Origin of the sequence: Corynebacterium sp. HMSC073D01 (assembly GCF_001815555.1) — a bacterium.
Lineage (GTDB): Bacteria > Actinomycetota > Actinomycetes > Mycobacteriales > Mycobacteriaceae > Corynebacterium > Corynebacterium glucuronolyticum.
The window spans coordinates 35,791-52,075 of the sequence record NZ_KV821038.1 but is presented as its reverse complement, the minus strand read 5'-3'; the positions used below and the strand labels follow the sequence as shown (position 1 = coordinate 52,075).

The window sequence follows — 16,285 nt, the reverse complement described above, 5'->3', positions numbered from 1 at the left end:
GCCTGTTAGCAGCCATACGAAGGGGGCAGGGCTCGTTGCCCCGCTAGTCCTCGGCGTCCGGGATCTCGCAGAAGCTGTCGTAGTGGTCGCCGGTGTAATACCACGTGTCCGGGTCCGTCTTCGTCCCGCCGCCGACGACGATCCGGCGCTCACCGCGGTGGCCAATCCCCGGCGTGGGAACCGTGAACTCGCGGTAATACTGCGAATTCTCTTTGGGAAGGCGGTTTTGGTAGTTGCCAAAATGCGTGTTGTCATCGCCGGGAAAAGCGTAGGGGCCACCGCTTTCGATCGAATCGGCAACCGTGCGCGCTTCCTTGGGCAGGCTGTCGATGGGGCAGATCGCACCCGACGGAGAATTCTGCGGCTGATGCTGGTTGCCGTCCGTGGTCAGATCGATGCCGAAATAGGCTGCCACGACGGCGACCAGGAGACCAAGAATCCACGAGCCCTTCTTCACCCGGCCTATTGTAATGTGGGGATAACAACTGGTTGTAATCGGAGGTTTCATGGCGCGCGGACGGATTCCGGAAGAAGATATCGACTATATCCGGGAAAACACCCCCATCGAGGAGATCGTGGGGGAGTATGTTCAGCTCAAGCCGGCGGGTGCGGACTCCCTCAAGGGACTGTCACCGTTCAAAGACGAAAAGACCCCGTCCTTCCACGTCCGCCCCAACCACGGCTACTTCCACGACTTCTCTTCCGGCGAAGGCGGCGATGTTTTCAGCTTCCTCATGAAGCTCGAGCACCTGACCTTCCCCGAAGCCGTTGAATACTGTGCCGATAAGATCGGGTACCACATTAACTACCAGGGGGGTGGCACGGGAACGCGCGAGAAGGCAGGAACCCGCCAACGCCTCGTGGCCATTAACGCAGAGGCCCACCGATTCTTCGTCGAAAAGCTACAAGAACCGGAAGCGGAGCGCGCACGTGCGTACCTGACAGAGCGCGGATTCACCGCAGAGCACGCCCGTCACTTCGGCTGCGGATATGCGCCGGGCGGCTGGGACACGCTCACCAAACACCTGCTCCGCATGGGCTTTTCCGCAGAGGAGCTGGAGGCGGCTGGTGTCACCTCCATGGGGCGTCGCGGCCCCATCGACCGCTTCCACCGCCGCCTGATCTGGCCGATCAAAAACCTCGCCGGCGACGTCATCGGCTTCGGTGCGCGCAAGCTTTTCGACGACGACAAGCTCGGCAAATACCTCAACACCCCCGAGACGATGCTGTACAAGAAGTCGAAAGTGCTATTCGGCATCGACCTTGCTAAGCGCAATATCGCCCAGGGGCACCAATGCGTCGTGGTCGAAGGCTACACCGACGTCATGGCCATGCACGCCGCCGGCATCACCACGGCCGTCGCCAGCTGTGGCACTGCCTTCGGCGAAGACCACCTGCAGCTCATCCGTCGGCTCATGCTCGATGACCGCACCTTCCGCGGCGAAATCATCTACACTTTCGACGGCGACGAGGCCGGCCAGAAAGCCGCCATGCGCGCCTTCGAAGGCTCCCAGGAATTCTCCGGCTCCAGCTTCGTCGCCGTCGCCCCCGGCGGTATGGATCCCTGCGAGCTCCGCCAAGACAAGGGCGATGTCGCGCTGCGTGACCTCATCGCCCGCCGCATGCCGATGCTCGAATTCGTGGTGAAAACCATCCTTGGGCAGTACGACGTGGGCACCATCGAAGGGCGACTGCAGGCCGTCCGCCGTGTCGTCCCCATGATCGGAGCCATCAGGGACCCCGCACTGCGTTCCCAGTACGCCCTCCAATTGTCCGGGTGGGTCGGCTGGCTCAACGAGGACGAACTGTCCCGCATGGTAGAAGACGCTTCTCGGCGCCCCGCCGCCGCGCCACAGGCCGCCACCCGGGGCACAGCGCCCCAGCCCACCCCCACAACCGTGCTGCCCGATCCGCGCGACCCCGCATTGTGGCCCCAGCGCGAATCCTTAAAAATCGCCCTGCAGGCACCCGACCTCGCCGGGGCCTCCTTCGACGAACTGGACCCCGAGGGGTTCTTCCACCCCGTCTACCGGACCATCCGGGACGGAATCGCCGCCGCCGGCGGTGCCAGCGGCGGCGACGGAAAGGCCGGATGGATCGCCGCGATCACCGACGCGATCGTCGACCCGGCCGTGAAAAACCTCGTCTCCGCCCTCGCGGTAGAGGAAATCCGCACCGATGCCGACCACTTCGAGGCCTACATGGATGGGGCGTTCGCGCGCCTGGAGGAAGGAGTGGTGGCCAACCAGATCTCCAACCTCAAGGCGACGCTGTCACGGACGCGCCCGTCCGACGACCCGGAGGCCTACAACGCGATGTTTAGCGACCTCCTCGTCCTCGAACAGGTGCGGCAGGAACTCGTCGACAGGGCAATGGGGCGCTAGCTGATGAAATCACCCATTCCACGCTATTTGAACCTGATCCTCGACGCCGTCCGGGAGACCGACGGGGGAGAGGTCGCCGATTACATCCCGGCGCTGGCAAAAGTGGACCCTGCGCGTCTGGGCGTTGCCATCTGCACCACGACGGGCCGCTGCTACCAGGTAGGCGACAACGCCCCCTTCTCCCTTCAGTCCATCTCCAAGCCTTTCACCTATGCGCTCGCGCTGGAGGAATCCGGATTCGAGGCCGTCAGCGAGATTGTGGGCGTGGAGCCAAGCGGTGATGCCTTCAACGAGCTCTCGCTTGAAGCCGATGGCCGTCCCATGAACCCCATGATCAACGCCGGTGCCATCGCCGTCAACCAGCTCATCAACGGCTCGGGGTCGAGTGTTTCTGACCGGATTGAAAAGATTCTCGGTTTCTTCTCGGCCCTTGCCGGCAGACCGCTCACAATCAACAAGGAGATTGCCACCAGCGAGCTGGACACCGCAGACCGCAACTTCGCGCTCGCCCACATGCTCCACTCCTTCGGGATCGTTGACGACGACCCCCACGACGCCGTCGTCACCTATGTCCACCAGTGCGCCATCGAGGTCACCGTCTCCGACCTCGCGGTCATGGCGGCCACACTGGCGAGCGGGGGAATCCAGCCCGTCACCGGTGCTCGCGTCATCGGGCTGGAGGCTGCGCGTATTGCCCAATCCGTGATGACCTCGGCAGGCATGTATGACTACGCCGGGCGCTGGATGACCAAGGTCGGAATCCCTGCCAAATCCGGTGTCTCCGGTGGTCTCATGGGCACGCTGCCGGGACGCATGGGCATTGCCACATTCTCCCCCAAACTGGACTCCACGGGCACCTCCGTCCGCGGCCGCGAGGCTTTCGCCTACATGAGCAGGCACATGGATCTCCACCTGCTGCAGGGCAATAACTACCGGGTGCCCGGTGTGCGCTCCATCCACGAGGAAAGCGACAAGACCGTCATCACCCTTCAGGGCTACGTCAACTTCACGGTGGCCGAGGAGATCTCCAGCACGCTCCTGCGCGAAGCGCCCGCGTCCTCGCGCGTCATACTGGACGTCTCCCGCGTCACGGGCTTTAACGCCATCGGCCGCAAGATTGTGAAAGAACAACTGCGCCGCATCCGCGAGGAGGGCGCACAGGTTGTCCTTTACGACCCCGAAAACCGCATCACCGACATGGATTACTCCGACGGCACGCGCATGGACGAGGTGGATACCCTCTAGTCGTCATCCTTTTCCAGGATCTGATTCCCATCTTCCGTCCGCAGGTTTTTTACCTCACGCATGCGCGGGTTCGGGTCGAGGCGGTTGGCCAGGGCGGTGCGCCCTGCCTTCACGGCATTCTGTGCGACGGGGGAGTTCACGGCGGCGGTGTATGCCCGCTTGATCTGATCAAAGCGTTTCCTACCCGCCTTGGTGCCAAGGACGTAACCGGCGGCCGCACCAACAACAAACTGAATCATGCCCACTACTGTACCGCCACTGAATGAAAAGACACCGGGCGGTTACCGCCCGGTGTCTGAGGGTGGGGCTACTCGGGCTCGAACCGAGGACCAACGGATTATGAGTCTGCTGCTCTAACCGACTGAGCTATAGCCCCGCAGAAAAGTATATAGTCCGCCCCCGCTAACTCTGAAATTGCTCCATTACCAGGCGATTTGCTCAAAACGTAGGTAGCCCGTTATAGTTTATCCACGTTGCAAGGAAGCAATATTCCTCCATAGCTCAGTTGGCAGAGCATTCGACTGTTAATCGAAGGGTCACTGGTTCGAGCCCAGTTGGAGGAGCCACAAGCCCAGGCCTTTACGGTCTGGGCTTTATCTCGTTATGATGGACCATTGTGTCATCTGTGGATCCCATGATTACTAACCTCTATTCCACCCTCGACCTCATCGGGGTGCTCCTTAACGGAATCATCGGCGGCGGCATCGCGCGCAGGCTCGACCTCGACTTCATGGGCACGCTCTTCCTCGCCGTCTTCACCGGTCTCGGCGGCGGTATGATCCGCGACACCCTCATGCAGGTCGGTCCTCCCGTTGCCATTGCTGAGCCCATCTATATGACGATGGCGCTCATCGGCGGCCTCATCTCCCTGTTCATCAATACTGAGGGGCGCTGGTGGGTGCGCATCAAAAACCATGGCGATGCCCTCGTCCTCGGAGTGTGGGCCGTTGCGGGATCGACGAAGGCGCTCACCTACGGCCTGCCGTGGCAGTCCGCCATCGCCCTCGGCTTCATCACCCCCATCGGCGGCGGCATGCTCCGCGACATCGCCATCGGCCAAATGCCGTCCATCTTCGGGGGTCGCACCCTCTATGCTGTCCCCGCCTTCCTTGCCTCCGCCACGATGGTGGGCTTCCACTACTTGGGCTATGAGGCAGCTGGCATGATCGTTGCCGCCATGGTTGGTTGGCTCCTCACCTCCATTAGTTACTGGAGAGGATGGATTATGCCGACGCAAATCCGTGTCCCCGGTTCGCGCAGCGTCATGGTGTGGACTCGCAAGGCCGGGCAAAAGACTGTGCGCGAGGTGGATCCCCTCCTGCGTCGGATTAACTGGCTGAAGAGAAATACCAAAGAAATCCTCCCTGGGAGCAAAAAGCCCAAGTTGTAACGGTAGACTAAGTTGTCCATATTGACTAAACCGATTGGTGCGGTCTAGTGTCAAGGGGTCATATCAACGAAAACACCTTGAAGGAAGAACATGACCAAAACCGCACCTGCGGATTCGCCAACCCAACACAAGTCGAATCCCTTTACCAGCTTCGCCGCCCAGGTGATCTACGGTCTCATCATCGGCCTTATCCTGGGCTTCATCTCCCGCTCCTTCGATATTGAGTGGCTTGAATCTACGCTCACAGCCGTCGGCTCGGCGTATGTCACCCTCCTGAAGGTGCTTATCCCGCCGCTGGTTATCACGGCCGTCCTTACATCTATTGCTAACCTGCGCCAGGTGACCAACGCGGCCCGGCTTGCCTGGCAGACCCTTTTGTGGTTTGCGATTACGTCCCTTGCCTCCGTCGTTGTCGCCACGATCGTGGCGCTCGTCCTGAAACCGGGCGTGAATACGACGGTGGATGCGTCCTCGGCCGCCGCCCCGTCGGGGCAGGGCTCGTGGCTTGGGTTCCTGCAATCCATCGTCCCAAGCAACATCTTGGGTCTTTCCGCTCGCGCGACGGACTCGGGCGTTTCGCTGAATTTCAACATTCTGCAGATTCTTGTCCTGTCTATCGCTTTCGGGATCGCCTCGATCCAGGTGGGGAAGAAGGCTGAGCCCATCTTCGAGCTCTCGGCCAGCGTTCTCGAGGTTATCCAGAAGGTGCTGTGGTGGGTTATTCGCATTGCACCGATCGGCACGGCTGCGCTCATCGGCAAGGCTGTCGCAACATACGGTTGGGATGCTCTGACATCTTTGGGGATGTTCGTCATTGCGATCTATGTGGGCCTTGCGCTTGTCATGTTCGTGATTTACCCGCTCGTCCTGAAGACGAATGGGCTGTCTGTTGCACAATTCTTCCGCAAGGTGTGGCCCCTGACCTCACTCGGTTTTGTTACCCGTTCGTCCATGGGTGTCATGCCGGTAACGGAGCGTACGACGGTTGATGCGCTCGGTGTCCCCCGTGCCTACGCTGCCTTCGCGGTGCCGCTTGGTGCCACGAGCAAGATGGATGGCTGCGCTGCGGTCTACCCAACGATCTCAGCGATCTTCGTGAGCCAGTTCTACGGCATCCCGTTGTCGATCACGGATTACCTGCTTATCGCCTTCGTCTGCGTCATCGGTTCTGCTGCAACTGCGGGCACGACGGGTGCGACGGTGATGCTCACACTGACGCTGTCGACCCTCGGTCTCCCCCTTGAGGGCGTGGGCCTCCTCATTGCCGTCGATTCCATCATTGACATGGGGCGCACGGCTACGAACGTCACGGGCCAGGCGCTTGTCCCGCTTATCGTGTCCCGCCGCGAGAAGGTCCTCGATACCGCCGTGTACGAGGACGATGACCAGAGGATCAGCGCTAACATTTAGGCATGATCGATTTTTCCGACTGGCCCTGTGACACCGTCGCCGCCGGCTCGCTATCTGGCTTCTCCTTCGGTGACACGTCCGCCGTTTTCGAGTTGGCGAGCGTGACGAAACTCCTTTCGGCTTACGCCACGCTCGTCGCCGTCGAGGAAGGTGTCTTTAGCTTGTCGACGCCCCTGGGCCCCGAAGACTCGACCGTCCGTCACCTTCTGGCTCATGCTTCCGGCCTCTCCCACGATGATCTCACCCCGCAGAAGCCGGTGGGGGAGCGCCGCATTTACTCTTCCTCGGCCTACGCGCTGCTGGGCCAGGAAATCGAGCGGCTCACCGACATCCCCTTCGGGCAGTACGCCCGCGAGGCGGTCTTCGAGCCACTCGGCATGGAACATACGGAGATCTACGGTAATCCCGGCTTCGGTGGCCGTTCGACGGTGGAGGATCTGCTTCGTTTTTCGGAAGAGGTCATTTCCCCGCAGGTGTTGCATCCGTCGACTGTCAAAGAGGCGACTACTGTGCAGTTCCCGGACCTCAACGGCATCGTTCCCGGCTACGGCAACTACAAGCCGTGCCCGTGGGGCCTGGGGTTCGAGATCAAGGGGGAGAAGAATCCGCATTGGACGGGGCCGTCCATGCCCGCGGATACTGTTGGCCACTTCGGCCAGGCGGGGACGTTCTGGTGGGTTCATCGTGTGTCCGGCAGGGGCCTTGTTGTGCTCACCGACCGCCCCTTCGGCGATTGGGCGAAGCCGCTGTGGATGGAGGCCAACGAATCCTTCTGGCTGGCAAACTCTTAACCTGGCCTTGAAAGACTGGGGGGTTAAGTGGTTGTTGAGGGTTGCGTGCTGGAAGTGATTCGCGTGACAATTGTGTCAATCCGAGGCCGTTGGGGAAGACGCACCTCGTCTTAGCGCTCCGCTTATGTCACGCGGAAGACGCTCACTTTTCGACGACGATTAAAGGTTTTCCCATGACTAACGCACTCCGCCTCCCGCACGTTGCCCCCGCAACCGATTCCACCGCTTCACTTCGGCTCACCGCCGTTCCTGTTCGTGCCCGGAGACTCATCGAAGATGCCCTCGTCCGGTGTCTGCCGGCCCCATCCCAGATTACGGATTACTCCTCCGACCCGTTGTATGCTGAGTGGTTCACGCAGTGGCACCGCGCTCCCGGACAACGGCGGATGGTCGAATGCTCCCAACTGCTTACTGGAAGCCCCGAAGGGCTGGGGGAACTGAAGCGAGCCCTCGATGACCTGTCGTGTTCCTGGGGGTTCAACGTCGACATGGTGATTGTGGACTAGCAGGAAATAGGACATGCAAGATGCCCCGCCGTGGCGGGGTGTGTCGCGAAAGCCGGGCCTATTCCAGTCCAGCTGTGTAAGCGCACGGGACCTTCCTGTGTATTCGATCTCCGAGTATTCGACCCCGTAGTTGGCAGTGGGGTGGATCTGCTCGTCGTAGGGCGGTTTTCTGGCTGCTCGTTCGTCCTCGTCCTGCTCGTTCGTCCTCGTCCTGCTCGTCCGTGTTCGCCCCGCCCGCGCCTCGCGTTTTTCTTGTTTGCCGGTGGTGTATCGGTCGTCGTCGTTGTAAATGGTGTGGTGTGCTTGGGAGTAGAGGGCGAGTGTGTGACTCCGTGCAGGAAGGAGTCAATAGCCCGCAGGAAGGCAAGCCCCGAAGGTTACAGGTGGCTTATGTCTGCGAGAGTAAGACGCCTTTCTTCCAGGCGAGCTATCCACAAAAACAGGGTCAGTCTGCGGGCTGGGACGGTACGATGTAGGAAACGAGGTCACCGACCGTCGACAAGCGCGAAAAATCCACCGTATCCGAGCGCACGCCGGTGGCATCTTCGAGCCGGACGGCAAGTTCCACCAGGCTCAGCGAGTCCACACCAATGTCGCTCAGGGGCTCTTCAGCCGATACCTCGCGGCCGGCGACGGCGGCAATGATGTCGTAGATGTTTTTCGTATCGGGCACGGTTTCCTCCTATACTTTCCCATCGAATAGACAAGCCAGTGACTACAAAAGGACATTGTACGGTGGAAATCTTCGATTCGGTGAGTACCCTATGGAAGCGCCTGATCAAGGGGAAGGAACAAAAGGCGCAGCAGTTCTCCGATACCGAGCGCCCTGGACTTGTCGGCGTCACCCACAAGGGGACAATCGACCGCGACGGGTTCCAGCTTGTGTACAAGGAAATCGGTCCGGCAGACGCAGACCTGACAGTCGTCTTCATTCATGGCTTCACCCTTGCCGCTGACAGCTACTTCATGCAGACGGACTACCTGCGCGATCAGTACCCGAACGTGAAGAGCCTCCTCATGGATCTTCGTGGCCACGGTGAGACCGGGGAGATACCCGCAGATAAGCTCACCATCGAGGCCTGCGGCGACGATATCCTGGCTCTCGTCCGCGAACGCAGCCCCAAGTCGAAGATCATCTTCGTCGGGCACTCAATGGGTGGCCTCATCGCGCTCAACGCAATCAAGAAGCACCCCGAAAATGTCGTGGGACTCGTGCTCATCGCCTCCTCCATTGAGTCGCTTTCGTCCCAGGGGCTGCCGCAAGTGCTTGCTTCCCCGCTTGCGGATAAAGCGCAGGAGTCCGTCGAACTGGCACCCGGCGACGCGCAGAAAATCAAGGATGCGTTCGCCACCGTCCTCGCGCCGGCCCTGTCCGCGACGGTGTTCAAGCGCAACGGCACCGACTACAACCTCATCGAATTCCACGCCTCGATGATCGACAACACCCCGCTGGAAACCTTCGTCGGCTTTTTCGACGATCTTCAGCACCACGACGAGGTCGATGCGGCTAGCTCCCTTCAGGGCATCCCCGGGTATGTCCTCGTGGGCAAGAAAGACGATGTCACCCCCGAATCGCAGGCGGATCGGATCAAGGAGCTGTGGCCACAGGCGCAGGAAAAGCGCCTGAAAAAAGCCGGCCACATGCTGATACTAGAAACCCCCGATGCCGTGAACGCGGCAATCGGGGATCTCGTGAAGGCTGCTCAGGCAGCGCCAGAACACTAGTGGTCCTGCGTTGCCCCCTGGTAGGTGGCCGTCGCATCAGTGATCTTCATGTCCTTAGCAGCCTGTACCGCAACCTCGCGGTCGACTTTTCCTTCCCGTGCTAGGGCACTCAACACCGCCACAGTGATGGACTCGCCATCGATGTTGAAGTAGCGGCGGGCTCCTTCGCGCGTGTCCGAGAAGCCGAAGCCGTCGGCACCGAGGACCGTGTACTCGCCGGGCACCCACTTGCGGATGGAATCGGGAACCGCGCACTCGAAATCGGAAACGCCGATGTACGGGCCGTCAACCTTTTCCAGCACCTCGGTGACGAATGCCTTTTCCGGATCCACGGACGGATCACGCAGGGCGACGCGATCCTTCGCGCGGCCATCGCGGGCAAGCTCGCTCCAGGAGGTGACGGAGAACAAGTTGAGGCTCACACCGTAGTCGTCGCGGAGGATGTCGCGCGCCTTCAACGCCGACTGCATCCCGACACCGGACGCCAACAGGTTCGCGGAGGGGCCGTCACCCGTAGCCTTGTCGTACAGGTAGATGCCCCTGTGCAGGCCCTCCACATCGAGGTCGTCCGGTGCGGCTGGCTGGTGGATCGGCTGGTTGTAAATCGTGATGTAGTAGATCACGTTTTCGCCGTCGGCCGTGCCGTACATCCGCTCAATCCCACGGGGGATGAGGTAGGCGAGCTCGTAGGCAAACGCCGGATCGTAGGACACGACAGCCGGGTTTGTCGATGCGAGGGTGAGGGAGTGGCCGTCCAGGTGCTGCAAGCCCTCACCGGTCAGCGTCGTGCGACCGGCGGTGGCACCGAAGAGGAATCCGCGAGCCATCTGGTCGCCGGCGGCCCAGATAGAATCGCCGGTGCGCTGGAAACCGAACATGGAGTAGAAGATGTACATCGGGATCATCGCCACGCCATGGGTGGCGTACGCCGTGCCGGCGGCGATGAACTCGGCGACGGAGCCAGCCTCGTTGATGCCCTCGTGCATGATCTGGCCGTCGACGGCCTCGCGGTAGCTGAGCATGAGGTCGTCGTCCACCGGCGTGTACTGCTGGCCGAGTGGGTTGTAGATCTTCAGCTTGGGGAACCAGGAGTCCATGCCGAAGGTGCGGGCCTCATCGGGGATGATCGGCACGAAACGCTCACCGAGCTCCTTGTCGCGCATGAGATCCTTGAAGATACGCACCACCGCCATGGTGGTGGCGACCTTCTGCTTGCCGGAGTCCTTCATGTGCTTCTTCAGAGTTTCCGGTCCGGGGACGGTCAGTGGCTCGTAGCGGTGGCCGCGCCGCTCCGGCAGGAAGCCGCCGAGTTCTTTTCGACGCTCAAGCATGTACTTGATGGAGGGGTGATCCGGCCCCGGGTTGTAGTACGGGGGCTCCTTTGGGTTCTTCTCCAGCTCTTCGTCGCTGATCGGGACGTGCTGCTTGGTGCGGAAGTACTTGAGGTCTTCCAGCGTCAGTTTCTTCATCTGGTGGGTGGCGTTCTTGCCCTCGAAGTTACGGCCAAGGCCGTAGCCCTTGATGGTGTGGGCGAGGATGACGGTGGGCTGTCCCTTTGTCTCCAGGGCCTTCTGGTAGGCGGCGTAGATCTTGCGGTAATCGTGGCCACCGCGGTGGAGGTGCCAGATTTCCTCGTCGGTCATGTTTTCCACGAGCTTCGCGGTTTCGGGGGTGGCCCCGAAGAAGTGCTCGCGGACGTAGGCACCGTCGTGGCCCTTGAACGCCTGGTAATCGCCGTCCACGGTGTGGTTCATGAGTTTGACAAGGTTGCCGTCCGGATCAGCCTCGAACAGTGCATCCCACTCGCGGCCCCAAATGACCTTGATCACGTTCCAGCCCGCGCCCCGGAAGAAGGCCTCGAGCTCCTGGATGATCTTCCCGTTGCCACGAACCGGGCCGTCGAGGCGCTGCAGGTTGCAGTTAATCACGAAGGTGAGGTTGTCCAGCTGGTTGGTGGCCGCAGTTTGAATGAGGCCACGGGACTCGGGTTCGTCCATCTCGCCGTCGCCGAGGAAAGCCCACACATGCTGCTCGGACGTGTCCTTAATGCCGCGATTGTGCAGGTACTTGTTAAAGCGTGCCTGGTAGATGGCATCCATTGGACCGAGGCCCATAGACACTGTGGGGAACTCCCAGAACTCCGGCATGCCGTGCGGGTGCGGGTAGCTGGGCAGGCCACCGTTTTCGCGGGAGACTTCCTGGCGGAAACCATCGAGGTTTTCTTCCGTCAGTCGCCCCTCAAGGAAGGCGCGGGCGTACATGCCGGGGGAGGCGTGGCCCTGGAAGAAGATCTGGTCTCCTCCGCCGGGGTGGTCCTTGCCGCGGAAGAAGTGGTTGAGACCCACCTCGTAGAGCGGGGAGGCACCGGCGTAGGTGGAAATGTGCCCGCCGACCTCGATGCCGGGGCGCTGCGCGCGGTGCACCATGATGGCGGCGTTCCAACGGATCCAGCGGCGGTAATCCTTCTCGATGTCCTCGTCGCCGGGGAATTCTGGTTCGAGAGAGGTAGGGATGGTGTTGACGTAGTCGGTGGAGGTCAGCGAGGGCAGCGGGACGCGCTTTGCCGTCGCACGCTCCAGAAGTCTGAGCATGAGGAAGCGGGCGCGACCCATGTCGCTGGTTTCCAGGAGACCGTCGAGGGATTCGAGCCATTCGCGCGTTTCTTCGGGGTCGTCGTCGTGCAGGTACGAGGCGACGCCGTCGCGGACGAGGACGTAGTTACTATCGTCCATCATGTTTTCTGCCATGGCGGGTTTTTCCTCCTAGGGGTAAAAAGATTACTTTTGTTTAAATTTTACGTGTTATTCCTCCTCGTCGCCGGGAATCATCTTTTCTAGGAGGCTTCCGTCGACGCGCTTGCGAATGAATCCGAACCAGGCAATAGCCCACAGGATGGCGAGAACAACGAAGGTAGAGATGGTGATTTTGCCCGCCGTATCCTGCATCCACATTGCAACAATGATGAGGGCAAGGAAGGCGAGGGTGAGGAAGTTAGTGACTGGCGCGCAGAACAGCTTGAAGTCCGGACGCTCCACTTCACCGCGCTTTGCCTTGCGCACGAAGAGCCAGTGGGAAACCATGATGGACATCCATGTACCGGCGATGCCGATGCCTGCCAGGTTCATGACGATGTTGAAGGCATCGGTGGGGTAAATGTAGTTGATGAGCACACCGACGAGCCCAAGACCAGCGGTGATCGCGATGCCGCCGGCGGGAACGTGGTTCTTGTTCATCTTGGCCGCTACCTTTGGGGCAGAGCCCGCAACAGCCAGCGACCGGAGGGTGCGGCCGGTGGAGTATAGGCCGGCGTTGAGGGAGCTCATGGCGGCGGTGAGGACGACGAGGTTCATGATGTCACCGGCATGGGGGACACCGATGGCGGAGAAGAAGGTGACAAACGGGCTCTCGTTGGATGAGTAGGCGTCGTACGGCATGACCATGATGAGGAGGAACACGGAGCCGATGTAGAACAGGGCGATGCGCCACATGACCGAGTTGACGGCCTTGGGCATGACCTCGCGGACGTTTTTCGCCTCGCCGGCTGCGACACCGACCATTTCTGTGCCACCGAACGCGAAGACAACACCGAGGGCCAGGGTGACCATCGGCGCGAAGCCCTCGGGGAAGAGGCCACCGTTGTCGCGGATGAGCTGGATGCCGGGATCGTAGCCGGCGCTGGAGTTTCCCGTGACGATGAAGATGATCGCGACAATCATGAAGATGACGATCGCCGCCACCTTGATGAGTGCAAACCAGAACTCGAGCTCACCGAAGACTTTCACGGAGAGCAGGTTGAGGACAAACACAATGGCCAGAGCGCCGAAGGCGAGTATCCATTGGGGGATGGTGGTGAAGATGGACCAGTAGTGGACGTACAGGGCGACCGCAGTGATGTCCGCCATCACGGTCACGGACCAGTCGAGGAAGAACAGCCAGCCGGTGGCGTAGGCGCCGCCCTCGCCCTGGAACTCGCGGGCGTAGGAAACGAACGCGCCGGAGGACGGGCGGTAGATGGTGAGCTCGCCGAGGGCACGGATCATAAAGAATGCGAAGATGCCGCACAGGGCGTAGGCGAAGGCGAGGGCAGGGCCACCCATGGAAATGCGTCCGCCTGCACCGAGGAAGAGGCCGGTGCCGATGGAACCGCCGATGGCGATCATTTGCATGTGACGCGGTTTGAGAGCCTTTGAGTAGCCCGCGTCCGCTTTATCCACGTGTTGGGATGACGGGGAAGTCATAATGTGTTCCTAATCATACAAAGAACGGATAGTGTCACACTTATCTTAAACCCTTGCATCGTTAAACAATCTCACTACGCGGACGCTCCTACTTTCGTATGGTTCATGCCTGCTTTCGTGGAGAAACAGAGCAATAGGCGGTAATATGTAGTGCAATATTCAGTTTTTACTCCGTAGAGGAAGGTTTATTTCACGTGGCAGATGGTCGCGAGCAGGATTACGCGAAGATCCTGGGGGCACGTCCTGGTCTCATTGTTCAGGAACTGGGGTGGGATGACGATGCCGATAGCAACATTAGCGAGGCGCTCGAAGACGTGATCGGTGCCGATCTCGTAGACGAGGACACTGACGACATCTGTGATATGGTTCTGTGCTGGTGGCGGGACGAGGATGGAGATCTTGTCGACGGTCTCGTCGACGCAGTGCGCAACCTCTCGGATTCCGGTTGCATCTGGTTGCTCACCCCCGCGACGGGTACGGAAGGAACCGTCGAACCCGGCATCATCGCTGAGTCTGCGCAGCTGGCAGGTCTCGTCCAGACCGGCGCGCAGCGTCTGGGAAGCTGGCAGGGTTCCTGCCTCGTGCAGCGCGGAAATAAGCAGGCCAAGTAGGCGATTTTCGCGGACCCGACGGTCCGTGCTACAGTTACCTGCACGTCGGCGCTTTTAGCTCAGTTGGGAGAGCATCTGGTTTACACCCAGAAGGTCACAGGTTCGAGCCCTGTAGAGCGCACGAATAATGATAAAGGCCAGACCCCCGCTGCGAAATGAAAAGCGGGGGTCTGGCCTTTTCTGGTACACACTGGGTACACACGCCAGGCTTTCGTAGAAAGGGAACGGACATCCGTGCAGTGGGGGATAATCACAGGTTTTGTCGCAGATAAGCTTTTCGGCGACCCACAGCGCCACCATCCCGTGGCCTATTTCGGCTCCTACGCCAGCTTCCTCGAACGCCACCTATACCGGGATTCGAAGCTCGCCGGCATCGGCTTCACCGCAGCCGCTGTTATTCCCCCGACGATTCTGGCAGCGCTTGCTCCAGAAATTCTCCTGCCGGTCGCCGTGTGGGCCTCGCTCGGTGGGACGACGCTGGAGAAGGTTGGCACGCAGGTTGCACACGACCTGGAAGAGGGGGACGTAGACCACGCGCGGACGTGGGTGCCGTGGCTGTGCTCCAGGGATCCGCAGGTTCTCGACGGCGACGGCATCGCCCGGGCGACGGTGGAATCATTGGCGGAAAACACCTCTGATGCGGCGGTCGCGCCACTCGTGTGGGCGGGTCTTGCCGGCGCGCCGGGCGTGGTGCTCCACCGTGCAGCGAACACGCTCGACGCGATGGTGGGATACAAAAACGAGCGGTATTCCAATTTCGGGTGGGCTGCTGCGCGGCTGGACGATGTCTTGGGCTATCTACCCGCGCGGGTGACAACGGCGATCCATCTCCTGTTCGCACCGAAAAAGCGGGACACGTGGCAGCGCGTGTACGCGGCGGCGGCCAACCACCCGAGCCCGAATGCTGGCTGGGTGGAAGCCTCCGCTGCGGAGGCGCTGCGGGTGCGTCTCGGCGGCCGGACGGTGTATTCATACGGAGTGGAGGAGCGGCCTACCCTCGGGCACGGGCCGTACCCGACAACGCAGACGGTGAAGAAGGCAGTCGTGCTATCCCGTGTGACGCAGCTTGCTGCCCTCGGGGTGGGGCTCGTTATCGCTCAGAAGCGGTCTTCGCGGCGCGCTTCGAACTTGGCGTAGGGGTTGCGGCGCTGCCCGCCGTAGCGGGAGCGCTGTGGCGCCGGCTCATCGTCCTCATCGTCATCGGGGTCGGGGATGAGACCCTCGAGTTCCTCTTGTTCTTCCTCGTCGCGTTTTCTCTCCTTCAATTCCATACGAATGAAGTAGAGGAGGGCGATGGGCGCGCCGATACCCATGGCGATCCACTGGAGGCCGTAGGAGAGGTAGGGGCCACCGTCGAGCTTGGGCAGGGGGATGGCGTTGAGCACGCCGGGCTGTTTGTCGGCGAGTTGGATGTAGCCGTCGGCAAGCGAGGTGCCCGTGAGCGAGGAAATCTGCGGCAGGTTGATGTCGAGAACGTATTGGTGGGAATCGTCCGCGTGCGGTGGGCGGCCGGAATCGGCCTCGCCGGGCAGAGCGTTGCCGGTGATGGTCACGGTGTCTGTCGGGGCGGCGGGGATCTCCGGAACTCCGGAATCCTTTTGCTGCGGGACATACCCGCGGTTGATGAGGTACGCGTCGCCGGATGTGGTGGTGAAGACGGTCAGCACTTGGAACACCGGGTTACCGGCCACAGACCGCATACGCAAGATGACCTCGTCGGAGGGGGAATAGGTGCCGACGAGTTCCACCTGTCGCCACGCGTTGTCGGCGGGAAGCGCGCCGTTCACAAAAATCTCGTCTACGGGGATGGGGTCGGTGCGCAGGGCCGTGCGGATCTGCGTATTTTGTTCGCTTTTGACCTCGTGTTTCCCCAGCTGCCACGGCGCCAGCACGGTGATGGCGAAGTAGGAGAACACGACGATGAGGACAGCCGTGATCACCCAGCCGGGTTTGAGGAATGTCCGCAGGATCTTTGAAGTGCTCAC

The 16,285-nt window shown here is 61.0% G+C and carries 15 protein-coding genes and 3 tRNA genes; 11 read left to right on the top strand and 7 right to left on the bottom strand.

Features of this window, described 5'->3' with window-relative positions; genetic code table 11:
* Positions 1-43 precede the first annotated feature (43 nt).
* A complete protein-coding gene (locus HMPREF3044_RS05980) occupies positions 44-508 on the bottom strand; it encodes a guanyl-specific ribonuclease (protein ID WP_005389313.1) in 465 nt (154 codons plus the stop codon).
* On the opposite strand from HMPREF3044_RS05980, the gene dnaG reads away from it, so the two are divergent.
* On the top strand, positions 507-2,384 hold the full coding sequence (dnaG, locus tag HMPREF3044_RS05975; protein ID WP_070740007.1) for a DNA primase: 1,878 nt from the start codon (positions 507-509) through the stop codon (positions 2,382-2,384). The two genes, HMPREF3044_RS05980 and dnaG, sit on opposite strands and share 2 nt — an antisense overlap.
* A gap of 3 nt (positions 2,385-2,387) precedes the next feature.
* Positions 2,388-3,629, top strand: a complete 1,242-nt coding sequence (locus tag HMPREF3044_RS05970; RefSeq protein WP_070740004.1) for a glutaminase — start codon at positions 2,388-2,390, stop codon at positions 3,627-3,629.
* Here the strand turns inward: HMPREF3044_RS05970 and HMPREF3044_RS05965 are convergent.
* Positions 3,626-3,868 (bottom strand): hypothetical protein, encoded by a 243-nt coding sequence (locus HMPREF3044_RS05965; protein WP_034989438.1) that lies wholly within the window; start codon positions 3,866-3,868, stop codon positions 3,626-3,628. The genes HMPREF3044_RS05970 and HMPREF3044_RS05965 overlap by 4 nt on opposite strands.
* Positions 3,869-3,931: 63 nt before the next feature.
* A tRNA-Ile gene (locus HMPREF3044_RS05960) sits at positions 3,932-4,005 on the bottom strand.
* Positions 4,006-4,119: 114 nt separating this feature from the next.
* On the opposite strand from HMPREF3044_RS05960, the gene HMPREF3044_RS05955 reads away from it, so the two are divergent.
* From HMPREF3044_RS05955 to HMPREF3044_RS05935, 5 genes are all read left to right on the top strand, one after another.
* Positions 4,120-4,195, top strand: a tRNA-Asn gene (locus HMPREF3044_RS05955).
* 50 nt (positions 4,196-4,245) lie between these two features.
* Positions 4,246-5,019, top strand: coding sequence for a trimeric intracellular cation channel family protein (locus HMPREF3044_RS05950; RefSeq protein WP_239170947.1), 774 nt, complete (start codon positions 4,246-4,248; stop codon positions 5,017-5,019).
* A gap of 90 nt (positions 5,020-5,109) precedes the next feature.
* Positions 5,110-6,429, top strand: a complete 1,320-nt coding sequence (locus tag HMPREF3044_RS05945; RefSeq protein ID WP_070740001.1) for a dicarboxylate/amino acid:cation symporter — start codon at positions 5,110-5,112, stop codon at positions 6,427-6,429.
* A 2-nt stretch (positions 6,430-6,431) separates the two neighbouring features.
* The gene (locus HMPREF3044_RS05940; protein ID WP_005395409.1) at positions 6,432-7,220 is read left to right on the top strand and encodes a serine hydrolase domain-containing protein; all 789 of its coding nucleotides are present in this window, start codon (positions 6,432-6,434) and stop codon (positions 7,218-7,220) included.
* 173 nt (positions 7,221-7,393) lie between these two features.
* Positions 7,394-7,726 (top strand): hypothetical protein, encoded by a 333-nt coding sequence (locus tag HMPREF3044_RS05935; RefSeq protein WP_231286030.1) that lies wholly within the window; start codon positions 7,394-7,396, stop codon positions 7,724-7,726.
* A gap of 445 nt (positions 7,727-8,171) precedes the next feature.
* Here the strand turns inward: HMPREF3044_RS05935 and HMPREF3044_RS05930 are convergent, their stop codons facing one another.
* A complete protein-coding gene (locus HMPREF3044_RS05930; protein WP_070739998.1) occupies positions 8,172-8,399 on the bottom strand; it encodes an acyl carrier protein in 228 nt (75 codons plus the stop codon).
* A gap of 62 nt (positions 8,400-8,461) precedes the next feature.
* Between HMPREF3044_RS05930 and HMPREF3044_RS05925 the strand changes: the two genes are divergently transcribed.
* The gene (locus HMPREF3044_RS05925; protein WP_070739995.1) at positions 8,462-9,451 is read left to right on the top strand and encodes an alpha/beta fold hydrolase; all 990 of its coding nucleotides are present in this window, start codon (positions 8,462-8,464) and stop codon (positions 9,449-9,451) included.
* Here the strand turns inward: HMPREF3044_RS05925 and aceE are convergent.
* Both aceE and HMPREF3044_RS05915 read right to left on the bottom strand, forming a co-directional pair.
* On the bottom strand, positions 9,448-12,198 hold the full coding sequence (gene aceE, locus HMPREF3044_RS05920) for a pyruvate dehydrogenase (acetyl-transferring), homodimeric type (protein WP_070739992.1): 2,751 nt from the start codon (positions 12,196-12,198) through the stop codon (positions 9,448-9,450). The genes HMPREF3044_RS05925 and aceE overlap by 4 nt on opposite strands.
* Before the next feature lie 54 nt (positions 12,199-12,252).
* Positions 12,253-13,689: an amino acid permease gene (locus HMPREF3044_RS05915; protein ID WP_005389325.1), complete on the bottom strand. Its 1,437-nt coding sequence runs from the start codon at positions 13,687-13,689 to the stop codon at positions 12,253-12,255.
* 194 nt (positions 13,690-13,883) lie between these two features.
* On the opposite strand from HMPREF3044_RS05915, the gene HMPREF3044_RS05910 reads away from it, so the two are divergent.
* The 3 genes from HMPREF3044_RS05910 to cbiB all read left to right on the top strand — a co-directional run bounded on the left by HMPREF3044_RS05910 (position 13,884) and on the right by cbiB (position 15,437).
* Positions 13,884-14,300, top strand: coding sequence for a DUF3052 domain-containing protein (locus tag HMPREF3044_RS05910; RefSeq protein ID WP_005389327.1), 417 nt, complete (start codon positions 13,884-13,886; stop codon positions 14,298-14,300).
* A gap of 48 nt (positions 14,301-14,348) precedes the next feature.
* Positions 14,349-14,421, top strand: a tRNA-Val gene (locus HMPREF3044_RS05905).
* 113 nt (positions 14,422-14,534) lie between these two features.
* Entirely contained in the window at positions 14,535-15,437 is a 903-nt protein-coding gene (gene cbiB / locus HMPREF3044_RS05900; RefSeq protein ID WP_005389329.1) for an adenosylcobinamide-phosphate synthase CbiB, read from the top strand.
* Here cbiB and HMPREF3044_RS05895 read toward each other — a convergent pair.
* On the bottom strand, positions 15,398-16,285 hold the full coding sequence (locus HMPREF3044_RS05895) for an SURF1 family cytochrome oxidase biogenesis protein (RefSeq protein WP_070739989.1): 888 nt from the start codon (positions 16,283-16,285) through the stop codon (positions 15,398-15,400). The genes cbiB and HMPREF3044_RS05895 overlap by 40 nt on opposite strands.